This window comes from Aquisphaera insulae, assembly GCF_011064615.1.
GTDB lineage: Bacteria > Planctomycetota > Planctomycetia > Isosphaerales > Isosphaeraceae > Aquisphaera > Aquisphaera insulae.
Map to the genome: position 1 here is coordinate 64,588 of NZ_JAALJH010000010.1, position 12,786 is coordinate 77,373.

Sequence of the window (12,786 nt, forward strand, 5' to 3'; positions counted from 1 at the left end):
CCCTCGGCCAAGCGACCCCGTCGAGCTTGGTGATACCCCCGCATTGATCTCAGGGGGCCGAGGCGACATGGTCCCTGCTTGCGATTGCTGCATCGGGGATCAACGCGTCATGGAACCTTGCTGCCCCGGTCCCAAGTCGCCTGGAAGACGAGGATGTCGAGCCGGCAAGGGGCCTTGGCGACTCGATTGCCATCGGGACCTTGGCAACTTGTGAACCATGAGGACTTGGGACCTTGGCGCCTGGCTACCCCGGCCCCTCGATCTCCATGGGACATGGGGAACGGGGGATCTGGTTGCCGCGACCGCCTGCGGTCCCTCGATGACTGCCGGGCCATGGCTCCTTGTTCCCAGGGAATGCAGGGAACATGGTCGATCGGGGGGCTTGCGACCGATGATCCCAGGGGACGATGGACCCAGGGGCCATGTTGACCAAGTTGGCCTGGAACCAGGGTCGCCGGGCAGCCATGACGGCGCAGCGACCTGGGTCCCATCCGACCAGGGGAAATGGAGCCCCGGGTTCCTTGCTGTATTGGGAGCTGGGAAGGTTGAGACGCATGTGTCATGGCCCCGGGGGACGTTGGGGCCGGTGGATCCAGTCACCGAGGTATCGATGAGTCGAGGTCGCTGCATGGCCTCGAGAAATTGGTCCCCAGCGGCCTCGGTATCCATGTGCCCGGGTATCGAGGGACATGGGGAGCGAGCTTTCGACTGATCGAGGGACCGAGGGACGGCCGATAACACCCGGGAATACGGGCGTTTAGAGATCGGTCCCGATGGCCGATGCCGGAGCGGGCAGGGGGGTGAGATGCGAAGCGTCGCGATAACCAATGCAAAAGGGGGGGTCGGCAAGAGCACGACGGCGATCAACATGGCCGCGGCCCTCGCGGAGCTGGACCGCCGGACGCTCCTCATCGACGCCGACCCGTCCGGCAACGCGGCCCTGGGATACTTCCCCCGCGGCACACCGGCCGTCGGCCTGGCCGACGCGCTGCTGGAGGGGGCGCGACTGGAGGAGGTGGCGGTCGCCACGGAATACCCCGGCCTGGAGGTGGTGCCGCCCGGAGACCGGCTCGGCGCGTGCTCCGATCAGATGGGATCCGTGCAGGGCCTGGGCCAGGGGCGAGAGTTCCGGATCCGCCGGCTGCTCAAGGGGCTCTCCGGCTACGACGTCGTCCTCGTCGACACCAGCCCGGTCCTCACGCCGCTGAACGTGGCGATCCTCTACGCCGTGGCCGACATCCTGATCCCGATCGACCCGTGCGTCGCGGCCCTCGCCGGGGTGCGCGCCCTGGAGGACCTGGTCCGCTCGGTGAGCGAGTTCCGGATCGAATTCACCGACGCCGGGCCGCTCGCCATCGCGGGCGTCCTGATCACGCGGGCGGATCGGACGCTGGTCTCGAAGCAGATCGAGGCCGAGGTCCGGAACTACTTCGGCGAGCTGGTCTATCCCCGGGTGGTGCCGGCCTCGGTGAAGTTCCGCGAGGCCTACGCCCGCGGGACGCCCCTGGTCCACTACGATCGATTCAGCGCCGGGGCCGTGGCCTACCGGGCCGCGGCCGATGCCTACCTGGGCGGGTCGGGGGGAGGGCGATCGGCCCCGTCGGGCCCGGAGGAGATCGAGGAGCCGGAATCGGACGAGGATTCGTTCGACTATCGGGAGGCTTCCTGAGCATGCCCGGCCGACCGGCTGGGCCGGCGGTTGCGGGCGGATGAGGCGCGAGGTGTCGTGGGCGGGATCCGGCGGCGAGACGGGGCCGCCGGGGAGCGGATGGCGAGGACAGGGACGCGGCCGGATGCCGGATCCCCGAGGAGACGGCGAGCCCGAGGGCAGGGGAGGTAGATCATGAGCAGCCCGACGCGACGCGGGGGGATCCCGGGGCCGGAGAGCCGGACCGGGTTGACGCGGCCGAGCATGACCGAGGCCGAGTTCGAGCGGCGACTCAACGCCCAGCCCGTGAACGACGAGCCGATGGCCTCGGTCATGCCGGGGCCGGATCTCGGCGACGGGGGAGCCGCGGGCGAGCTGGACGGGGGATCGCGCTCCTCGGTGGCCACGGCCCGATCCCGCGCCCCCCGATCGAAGCCGGCCAAGCCGCGCCGGGTCCAGCGGATGTTCGCCATCGAGGAGGAGGTCGACAAGAAGCTCTGGCTGTATGCGATCCACATGGGCAAGGATCGCTCGGAGGTCGTCAACGACCTGCTCCGGCCGGTGGTCGCGTCGATGGTGCTCTACGACTCTCGGGACCGCCGAGGCCGCAACGCCGAGGCCGTCGTGGACCGGGGGGCGGGGGAGGCGGGGGGCGATCTCCAGAATTAGGCGGAGGCTGACGGCGGCGAGGCGACCCGGATCAGGACGAGGAGCCCGACTCGGGGAAGAGGAGGGCCTGGTTCGCACCCCGCCTGGACTGCCGGATCCGGGCCTCGAGGGCGGCCAGGCAGAGGGGCTCGAGCATGCTCTTCATCCGGCCCAGCCCGGGGTTCTGGGCCTTGACCTCGGCGAGGATGGCCTCGCGGTCCGCCGCGGGCAGCTTCTCCCAGAGCGAGCGCAGCTTGGACTCGTCGGCCTTGCTCCGCCGGTCCTGGTCCTGGGCCTCGATCTTCGCCTTCTCCTCGCGGCTGGCGGCCTTCGCCTGCTCGAGGCCGCGGCGGGTGCGGGCGGGCTGGGGTCGATAATCGCCGGGCGCCTGATAATCGGACCGGATCGAGGCGACGAGATAGCCGGCGGGATTCTTGCCGATCCGCCTGTCCTCGTTCTGGATCAACCAGTCGAACACCTCGATCTTGGTGCGGAGGCGCCCCGGAGGATGGGCGTCGACGAGCTCCTGCGCGGTCTTGATGGCCACCCCGCGGGCCTTGAGCATCTCGAGGATTTGCGCGGCCTCGGAGCCGTCGCGGCCGGCCTCGGCGCCGGCGTGGGCATCGCCGGCCCCCCGGATCAGGATGATTCGCCAGGTGCCGCGCTTGACGAAGGAATAGCGCTCCTCGGCGCTGAGGGGCTCGAGGAAGCCCAGCCGCTCGAGCTCCTCGAGGGCCGGCTTGATCCGCCTCTTGAGCTCGGTCGGCGCGTAGGAACGGCTCAGGCCGATGTGCTCGCAGGCCAGGGTCCGCAGGTCGAAGTCGAGCCGGTGGCGGCGATAGAACCGCTTGTCCAGGAACCGGTACATCCGCTTGGTCGTCGGCAGCCTCAACTTGAGATAGAACTCGAGGTCGAGCTGCTTGAGGTTGCCGGCCTGGAAGCTCTGGAAGATGACCTCATTCCAGCGGAAGCTCGACAGGGGCAGGGGGGGGCGTTCCGCCTTGCCGCCGCGGTCGGACTTGCCCGACTTGCCGGACCGAGACGAGGTCCGCCATCGCTCGCGATCGTAGAGGGTGACGTTATCGAGCACGTGGAACTGCTCGTCGACCCAGCTCTTGGCGGCGTTGTCCCACCAGGCCTTCTCGTACATCAGGACCACGCCCACCCACCGGTGCAACGCCTCCTCGATCCGCCGGTAGCTCTGGCCGCTCTGGGGCCACCCCAGCAGCTCGATGAGCTCGTAGCGCGAGAAGTGGACGCGGGCGTCGGTGAAATTGCTCCGCCGCTTGGTGAGCTGGATCAGGCCGACGAGGACCTCGTCATCGAGCGAGGTCGGCAGCCCATGCTTGTGGGTCCCCATGATCGTCAGGCGGCGGACGATGGGCTGGCTGTCGCGACGCTCCAGGCGATCCTCGAAGACCAGCGTCGTCTGACCGTCCGGCACCCGATCCGTCAGCGCGGCGATCGGGAACTCGGCCAGGTTCAGCTCGTCCTTCCACCCGGCGTCGACGAGCGCCGGATTCTCATCCCCGGCCGTCCCGAAGTCCTCGACCTCCTCGACGGGCAATTCCCATTCTTCCATCCCGACGCTCCTGGCAATGTCGCTTCAACGGTGCAGGGCGGGGATCCGTCCGGTCTTCCGACTTCCTGGAGAGATCTCGAGAGAGCAACAACAAAACGGCGTCGGCCGTGTTGTTGTCTTTTAGTCTAAGCAAAAGTCTAAGACAAATTCTCGGCAACGCAAGGGGTTAGAGAAACAGAACTTAGAGATCGTAAGTATGTCCCGTTAATCGGTAGTGGTATGCTCGGTCTATCGTGAGTGCAGGCCCAAACTATGTCCGGTCTATCGTGGAAAGTATGTCCCATTAATCGTGGAAATGGGCCGAAACTATGCTCCGGTTATCGCTGTGTTCGGATGTATCCTATGGTTCGAACATCGGTAGCGCACTGAAGATCAGGTGGCGACTACGGCCAGGTATGCTCGGTTGATCGGTGTGTTCCCTTGACCACTACAAGGGGGAAGGATCCGGGATCGACGCCTAGGGATCATGGGGAAGGGAGTTAGGTGGGGAGTGGCGACGAGTCCGGATCGGCCGGCGGACTATGCTCGGTTTATCGGCATGGTCGGGCGCACAGCGAGGGGCTCGGCGGGCGTCGGAGTATGTCCGGTTTATCGTGATGGCCATTTGTGAGTCCCGACGTGGGGGGGATCCGCGAGGCGATCGGGCCAACCATGTCCGGTCTATCGCTATGAACGCCTGTCATCCGGGAGGACATCGGTCGGCTCGCGGGCGAAGTATGTCCGGTTGATCGGTATCGGGTCGAGAGTCGGGCCGAGGGGCGAGGCCGGGGGACGAGCACCCGGCGGCCGAGATCCTCCCAGGTATGTCCGGATAATCGGTAGTCGGGGGCGGGCCGGCGGGTCGATGGCGGGTGCCGCCTGTTGCCCGGTCGCATCGTCGGGCGTTCGTTCGGGGCAACGGCCTCGGATGATCGCCATAGCGCATGGTTGATGTTTCCACGGGTGGGTCGTAAGCTTGGTGAAGGAAGGCATCCCGACGACGATGGCGGTCGCGCCGTCCAGCTCACGTTCCTAATCGCTTCTTCAGCGACGCATCTCGAGAGGCACGGGTCCATGGGGGCGAAGACACTCCGCCGGCTGATCATCCTGGTCGTCGTCGCCGCGACGGCGTTCGTGTCGATCTTCTTCCTCCAGCGGTATCAGGTCGCGAGGATGGACCGGTCCCTGCTGTCCCGGGCCGAGCGAGCGGCCAGCGGCGGCGACGAGGACGAGGCGCTTCGCCTCTACCGGGAGCACCTGGCCATCGAGCCGGACGATGTCGAGGCGAAGTTCTCGTTCGTGAAGCTCCTCGAGAAGAAGAAGGGGGAGCAGGTCCAGGCGCTGGCGCTGGGGACGTATGAGGACCTCGCCAAGGCGGCGCCATCGCGCGATGATATCCGCACCCGTTACGTCGACCTGGCGGTCAAGCTGGGCGACGTGGGGCGGGCGGTGCCGAACCTGGAAGCGCTGCTGCGGACCAGGAAGGACGGGCACCTCTACTTCCTGCTGGGGCAGTGCCTCCAGCGGCTCAAGCAGCCCGAGGAGGCCGTGAAGGCGTATCGATCCGCGATCGAGAACCTGGACCGCGGCTCCGCCGAGTGGATCGAGGCCTACGGGCACATGGCCGGGGTCCTCAAGTCGGACCTCCAGCGGTCGGACGAATCGAGGGCCGCCATCGAGGAGATGGCGAAGGCGGCTCCCGACAATTACCGGGTCTATCTGGAGCAGGGGCGTTACTACCATCAGGCCGGCGAGCTCAAGGAGGCGACCGGGTATCTCGAACAGGCCCTGGCCAAGCAGCCCAACGAGCCGGAGATCTACAAGGAGATCGCCCAGGTCGCCACCGAGTCGAGGGATTACGCCCGCGCCCGCGAGATCCTCGACAAGGGCCTGCAGGTCTTCCCGGAGGACCTCAGCCTCCACCAGGCCTACGTCCAGGTCGAGATGGCCTCCGGGTCGCGGGACAGGGCCATCGACCGCGCCCGCAAGAGCGTCCAGCAGGTGCCCGATTCGATCCCCCTGCATTCGACCCTGGCGATCCACCTCGCGGACCGGGGCGACACGACCGAATTGAGGATGGAGATCGAGAAGCTGAGGATCCTGGGCTACCCCGAGAACGGCCTGCAGTTCCTGGAGGGCTGCCTGCTGGTGAACCAGAAGGACTGGAAGGAGGCGAGGCAGAAGCTGCTCAAGATGCTGGCCTCCGTCGAGTTCAACGACGTCGCGAAGAGCCGGATGCAGATCCTCCTCGCCCGCTGCGAGGGCCAGTTGGGCGATTTCGAGCAGCAGAAGGCCGCCTACAAGCGCGCCCTGGACGCCGACCCGAAGAACGGAGCGGCGCGGCAGGAGCTCGCGTCCAACCTCCTGTCTCGGGGCGACATCAATGGGGCGATCCAGGAATATCGCCGGCTCGTCGATCTGGCGCCGGACCTGCGACGCGTCCTGGTCCAGCTCCTGATCGCGAACACCCTCAAGCAGCCCCTGGGGCAGAGGGACTGGAGCGAGGCGGAGGGCCAGGTCAAGTTGCTGAAGAGCCGCGCCCCGGACTCCGTGGAATGGCGGATCGCGACGGCCCAGCTCCTGATGGCCAAGGGGGGGGCCGACGTCCCGAAGCAGCTCGTCGACCTGGCCAAGGACGCCCCCAGGTCCGACCCGGCCGCTCGCCGGCGGCTCCTCGAGACGCTCGCCCAGTTCCTGGTCCGGCTCAACGACTACGCCGCGGCTCGGTCCACGCTCGCGGAGGTCGAGAAGATGGCCCCCGACGACCTCAACGTCCAGCTCATGCTGACCGACCTCGCCTTCCTGACCAAGGATCGCGACGAGATCGCCAGGCGGATCAAGAGGATCGAGGCCGTCGAGGGGAGCGACAAGTCCACCAGCCAGTTCATCAAGGTCAGGGCCAAGCTGCTCGAGGCCCAGACGGCCGCGCCGGACGCGCAGAAGGCCATCCGCGACGAGGCCCGCGCCGAGCTGGCGCGGATCAATCGGCCGGCCTGGGCCCAGATCCCCCTGACGCTGGCGGCGCTCGATGATCAGGAGCTGGCCCGGCCGGGGCTCGGCGCCGACGAGAAGCGGAAGCTCCAGGATCGGGCCGCCACCCTCTACGTCAAGGCCATCAACCTCGGCGTCAAGGACATGACGACCATCAGCCGGGCCACGGATCTGCTCTATACCCTGGGCCGTTCCGACGAGGTGTCCCAGTTCTGGGACAAGCTGCCCTCGGCGACCATGACCGAAGCCAACCCGCAGGATCGCGTGATCATCGACGTGATCAACAAGGGGGACTACCAGGCGGCGATCAAGCTGGCGATCAAGGCCCGCGACGCCAACCCCGACGACCTGCTGAAGTGGATCCGCCTGGCCCAGATCTACGTGGCCAACAAGCAGCCCGAGGAGGCCGAGGCGGAGCTCCGCAAGGCGATCGAGGCGCGCCCCGCGGCCCCCGAGCGGTGGAACTACCTGATCCAGTTCCTGACCCAGACCGCCCAGCTCGACAAGGCCGAGGAGGCCGTCGCCAAGGCCGAGAAGGTGCTCAAGGGGCCGTCGCCCGCGGGGATGGCCCGCTGCTGCGAGACGCTCGCGGTCGCCTGCAAGGGGGGGCCGCAGTCGATCGTCGACCTCGAGAAGTCCGCGCGCTGGTATGACGAGGCGATCCGCTGGCTCAACGTGGCCCACGACGGCCGGCCCGACGACCCCATGATCAGCAGGCAGCTCGTCGACCTCCTGATCCGCGCCGGCCGCATGGAGGACGCCAGGAAGCTCCTGATCGCGCTGCAGGCGAACCTCAAGGATCCCGGCGACGCGACGTGGGCGCGGCGGATCCTGGCGCGGACGTATCTGGTGGCCCGCAACGCGGACGGCCAGCAGAAGGCCCTCAAGTCCGTCGAGGCGATCGAGAAGGAGCTGGACTCCCCGTCCATCTCCCCGGATAACCTCCGGATCCTCGCGGAGGTGTACGAGTCCCAGGGGACCCCGGAGTATCACCTCAAGGCCCGCGCCCTCATCGAACGCCTGGTCGGGTCGAATGCCGAGGCCCCGGAGGATCGGTTCCTACTCGCCCGGATGTACAGCAAGGATGGCGATTGGCCCAAGGCCCACGACCAGTACCGCACGCTCATGGCGCACACGGAGAACGCCAGCGATCCCATGAGCGTCGTCCGCCGCCCCGACTACCTGGTCAGTTACATCGACGAGCTGATCAAGCATGCGCAGGCGAGCCAGTCCTCGCAGGACCTCAACGAGGCCCAGGAGCTGCTCGGCAAGCTCAAGATGCTCAGGCCCAAGGAACTCGAGTCCGCCCTCCTCGAGGTGCAGATCCTCAAGGCCCAGAATCAGCCCGAGAAGGCCGAACAGTTGATGCCGACCGTCGTCCAGCTCATCCAGCAGCGGGCCGACCTGGTGGCCCGGCAGCGGCCGACCGCCGGCGCCCGGGCCGATCAGATCCTGGCCTCCCTGGCCAACATCGCCGAGGGCCTGGGCCAGGTCAAGCTGGCGGAGGATCTCCTGCGGAACCAGGTCGGCCAGTCCGACACGCCGGCCAACCGACTGGTCCTCGCCGCCCTCCTGACCCGACAGGGGCGCGTGAAGGAAGCGTTCGCGGACTGCGAGAAGCTCTGGGAGAAGGGGGGCAATCCCGAGCTGCTGGCCCCGGCGATGCTCGCGATTTTCACCGTCCCGTCCATGAAGCTCGACGCGGCGGACTCGGATCGGTTCGCCGGCCTGATCCAGAAGGCGATCGACCGGAAGGCCGGCTCGACCGCCCTGAAGATCGCGCTGGCCAACCTCCGCGAACGCCAATCGAGATACCCCGAGGCCGAGGCCATCTACCGCACCGTGATCAACCAGGACGGCGGCAACGTGATCGCGCTGAACAACCTGTCCTGGCTCCTGGCCCTCCGGAACGAGGACCTCACCCAGGCCATCGACATGATCAATCGCGCCATCAAGGTGCAGGGCCCGATCCCCGACCTGCTCGACACCCGGGGCGTGATCTACAGCAAGATGGGCGAGAAGGACGACGCGATCAAGGACCTGGTCCAGGCCACGACGATGGCCCCGGATTCGAGCCCCAAGCTCCTGCACCTGGCCGAGGCCCATCTCCGGGCCGGCGACAAGGACGCGGCCCGGCATGTCATGAGCCGGGTCAAGAAACTCACCGAGGAAGATCTCCACCCGCTCGAGTTGGACGACTACAAGCGGTTCAACGAGGCCCTCGGGCCGAGGTGAGATCGCCCGCCCTCGGCGGCGGCCGCGCCGCCGTCGCGGCCGGGCCCCGGTCAGCCCGGGCTCTCCCGGACGGCCATCGACGAGGGCTCCCGGGTCAGGTCCAGCAGATACCGCCCGTAGTCGTTGGGGTATTGCCGCGCCAGCCGCTCGACCTGGCCGGCGTCGATGAAGCCCATCCGATATGCGACCTCCTCGATGCAGGCGATCTTGAGCCCCTGGCGAGCCTCGATCGTCTCGACGTAGTTGGCGGCCTGGATGAGCGAATCGATCGTCCCGGTGTCGAGCCAGGCGAAGCCGCGGCTGAAGACCTCGACCCGGAGCTGGCCTCGCTCCAGGTAGGCCCGATTCACGTCGGTGATCTCCAGCTCGCCGCGCGGCGACGGCCGCAGCGAGGCCGCGATGTCCACCACCTGGTTGTCGTAGAAATACAGCCCCGTCACGGCGTAGTGCGACTTCGGCCGCGTCGGCTTCTCCTCGATGGAGAGCACCCGTCCGCCGGCGTCGAACTCGACGACGCCGTACCGCTCCGGATCCTTGACCGGATAGGCGAACACCGTGGCCCCCCCGGCATGGCGGCTCGCCCGCTGGAGCATCCCGTGGAAGGCCTGGCCGTAGAAGATGTTGTCCCCCAGGATGAGCGCCACGTCGTCGCCGCCCACGAAGTCGCGGCCGATCAGGAACGCCTGGGCCAGGCCGCCCGGGTTCGGCTGGATCGCGTAGGTGATCTCCATCCCGACCTGGCTGCCGTCCCCGAGGACCCGTTCGAAATTCTTGATGTCAGCCGGCGTGGATATGAGGAGGACCTCGCGGATGCCCGCGAGCATGAGCGTCGACAGGGGATAGTAGATCATCGGCTTGTCGTAGACCGGCAGGAGCTGCTTGCTCACCGCCCGGGTGATCGGATAGAGCCGAGAGCCCGATCCGCCGGCCAGGATGATGCCTTTGCGAAACATGATACGAGGCCCTCGTCGCTTCGATGGTCACCGCAGGGGGTAAAATGCAAGGAGCGTCGCCCTTGGAGCTCCCGGGGGTATCATTGTATCAGGTCTCCGCGCGGCTTCCTCGCCGCCACCGATCCCCGACGGAGACCAGACTCACCCGGGGGACGCAGGCGGGGGAAGCGTCGATTCGTCAATCCCTGATGGACAGTCATTCCCGCGTGTCGGATAATGGATAAGGAGCATCCTTGCATGATCCCGCGGCGGACGCGCTGCTGCTGGGTCCCTTCGCGACGGGCCTCGGGTCGGACGCGCCGGGGCGCGTGAGGCCCCGTCCCCGTGGGGCGTGGGCCGATCGCCGCGCCCCGATTCAATCACCCGAATCCAGTACTTAAGTGTTTGCATGAGTTCATTTCTAGAGGCCTGCGACGTCCGGGATGCGCTGGACCTGGCCGTGAGGGGGCTGACCCCGGCGGACGACGGGCTCCGGCGCCTGCAGCAGCCGTTCGCGCTGATCGGCCGCGACCCGCGCGCGGACATCAGCCTCGACCATCGGCTGGTGAGTCGTCGGCACGTCTACCTGCAGGTCGTCGAGGGCGTCGGCTTCTGGATCGACCTGGACAGCCGATCGGGGACGGCCAGCGAGGGCCAGCTCCGGAAGTCCGGATGGCTCGATGCCGAGACGTCGATCCGGATCGGCCCGTTCGAGATCCGGCGGCTGCAAGGGGCGTCGGGCGGCGGCGACGGGGGGGGCGTCCCCGGGCCGAGGGTGTCGCCGCTGCTCTCCCGCACGCACGCGGAGCGGCCCCTGTCGGAGGTCTCCCTGGAATTCCTCAACGGGCCGTCCCGCGCGGCCGTCTGGCCGATGAATCGGGTGATGTCGCTCGTCGGCTCGGCCAGCGGCTGCAAATTCCGCCTCGCCGATCCCAGCGTCTCCTCGTTCCATTGCAGCCTGGTGAGGACGCCGCTCGGGCTGTGGGCCGTCGACCTGCTCGCGCCCGATGGCATCGCCGTCAATGATGCCCGGGTCCGCTTCGCCGCCATCGCGGACGGGGATGTGCTCCGCATCGGCCGGTATCGGATCCGGCTCCGAGTCCGCTCGGCCGGTCGTCGCCCCGTGGGCGATGGCGATGGCCGCGGCCCCGCCCGCCTCGGCCTCGGCCTCGGGTCCGAGGTCCGCCCGCGGGCCGGCCTGCGGCTCGAGGCGCAGGTCCCCGCCCGCAGCGAGCCGCCGCGCGACAGGCTCCCCGCCCCGATCCCGGATGTCCAGCCGTCGAGCATCGCATGGGTCTCGGCGGCGCCCCTCGATCTCGGCCGCGGCGACATCGATCAGTCGGTCCTGATGCCGCTCGTGAATCAGTTCGGGGCCATGCAGCAGCAGATGCTCGATCAGTTTCAGCAGGCCGTGTCCATGCTCGTGCAGATGTTCGGGAATCTGCATCGCGATCAGATGAAGACGATCCGGGAGGAGCTCGATCAGCTCAAGGACCTGACCGCGGAGGTGCAGGCGATCAAGATCGAGCTGGCCGCGCGAGCTTCGGCCGTGCCTCCCGCGGGCCAGCCTCCGGCGGAGTCGCGGCGGGCCTCGGCGCCGGATCCGGCGAGCCTGGATGAGGCGGCAGGGGACAAGCTCGATGACCTGAATCCGATCGCCGCCCGGATCGGCCCGGCGGCCGCGGCTGCCCTCCCCGACCCGCCGCCGCCGGGGCCCGCGACGCCGCCGGAGCCCATCCCGGCGCCTTCGGTCGCCGCATCGGTCGCCGGCACGCCTCGGGCTCCGGCCCCCCCGCGCCCGCGACCGGCGGCCGCGGCGGCCGACGAAGGGGTGAACCAGGACGTCATCCTCTGGCTGCATCAGAGGATGTCGACGCTCCAGCAGGAGCGGGAGACGCGATGGCAGAAGATCCTCAAGCTCCTGCCCGGGGCGTCCTGAGCGCGGCTCCGGCCGCCGGACGGTGGCCGATGGGCGAGGGATGCCCGCTCGACCGGCCGAGATTTCCTAGTAGGCGCCCCGGCCCGCGATGACGACCCGGATCGTCTGGAAGATGATCCGGATGTCCCTCCACAGGGACCAGTTCTCGATATAGTCGAGGTCGAGCCGCACCATGTGTTCGTGATTGACATCGCTCCGGCCGCCGATCTGCCATGGCCCGGTGAGGCCGGGCACCACGGCGAGCCGCCGGATGTATCCCTCGGCGTTCAGCGACTCGAGGATGTCGCTGTCGCGGACCTGCAGGGGACGAGGTCCGACGAGGCTCATCTCGCCTCGCAGGACGTTGAAGAACTGGGGCAGCTCGTCGAGGCTGTATTTCCTCAGGAGTCGTCCCAGGCGGGTCACCCTGGGATCGTCCCGCATCTTGAAGAGGACGCCCCCGGCGGATTCGTTCCGCTTCTCCAGCTCCTTGAGCCGCTGCTCGGCGTCCACGACCATCGTCCGGAACTTGAGCACCCAGAAGAGGCGCCCGCGATGTCCGCGGCGCAACTGTCGGAAGAGCACGGGGCCCGGCGATTCCAGGCGGATCAGGAGCGCGACGGCGAGCATCACCGGCGCGACCACCAGGAGGCCCGCGGCGGCCCCGACGTAGTCGATCAGTCGTTTGATCCTCAGCGGGAGCTCTCGCCGAAGGGGCCCGGCGATTTGCGGGCGGGGCGGGGTCGGGAGCGGGACCTCATCCCGGATGATCGCCACCGGCTTGACGGGCTCTGTCCCGGGATTCGGTGAGCTCGTGGGCGGGTTCATCGTCGCGAATCTCCGAGGAACCGAC

Annotated in this window: 7 protein-coding genes; 4 read left to right on the forward strand and 3 right to left on the reverse strand. The window is 68.1% G+C overall.

The genetic code is table 11. The features are described 5' to 3' along the window. The first annotated feature begins 805 nt into the window (after positions 1 to 805). Both G6O54_RS08450 and G6O54_RS08455 read left to right on the forward strand, forming a co-directional pair. On the forward strand, positions 806 to 1,669 hold the full coding sequence (locus G6O54_RS08450; protein WP_165223174.1) for a ParA family protein: 864 nt from the start codon (positions 806 to 808) through the stop codon (positions 1,667 to 1,669). 174 nt (positions 1,670 to 1,843) lie between these two features. Beyond that, positions 1,844 to 2,317 carry a hypothetical protein gene (locus tag G6O54_RS08455; RefSeq protein WP_165223177.1) on the forward strand — a complete coding sequence of 158 codons (474 nt, stop codon included), beginning with the start codon at positions 1,844 to 1,846 and terminating at the stop codon, positions 2,315 to 2,317. Positions 2,318 to 2,348: 31 nt separating this feature from the next. Here the strand turns inward: G6O54_RS08455 and G6O54_RS08460 are convergent, their stop codons facing one another. After that, the gene (locus tag G6O54_RS08460; RefSeq protein ID WP_165223180.1) at positions 2,349 to 3,878 is read right to left on the reverse strand and encodes a replication initiator protein A; all 1,530 of its coding nucleotides are present in this window, start codon (positions 3,876 to 3,878) and stop codon (positions 2,349 to 2,351) included. Between the two features lie 1,053 nt (positions 3,879 to 4,931). On the opposite strand from G6O54_RS08460, the gene G6O54_RS08465 reads away from it, so the two are divergent. After that, positions 4,932 to 9,083, forward strand: coding sequence for a tetratricopeptide repeat protein (locus G6O54_RS08465; protein ID WP_165223182.1), 4,152 nt, complete (start codon positions 4,932 to 4,934; stop codon positions 9,081 to 9,083). 50 nt (positions 9,084 to 9,133) lie between these two features. Here the strand turns inward: G6O54_RS08465 and rfbA are convergent, their stop codons facing one another. Beyond that, on the reverse strand, positions 9,134 to 10,036 hold the full coding sequence (rfbA, locus tag G6O54_RS08470; protein ID WP_165223184.1) for a glucose-1-phosphate thymidylyltransferase RfbA: 903 nt from the start codon (positions 10,034 to 10,036) through the stop codon (positions 9,134 to 9,136). A 388-nt stretch (positions 10,037 to 10,424) separates the two neighbouring features. On the opposite strand from rfbA, the gene G6O54_RS08475 reads away from it, so the two are divergent. Beyond that, a complete protein-coding gene (locus G6O54_RS08475) occupies positions 10,425 to 11,954 on the forward strand; it encodes an FHA domain-containing protein (protein WP_165223186.1) in 1,530 nt (509 codons plus the stop codon). Between the two features lie 66 nt (positions 11,955 to 12,020). Here G6O54_RS08475 and G6O54_RS08480 read toward each other — a convergent pair whose 3' ends face one another. Further along, positions 12,021 to 12,761 carry an exopolysaccharide biosynthesis polyprenyl glycosylphosphotransferase gene (locus G6O54_RS08480; RefSeq protein WP_165223200.1) on the reverse strand — a complete coding sequence of 247 codons (741 nt, stop codon included), beginning with the start codon at positions 12,759 to 12,761 and terminating at the stop codon, positions 12,021 to 12,023. Positions 12,762 to 12,786 lie beyond the last annotated feature (25 nt).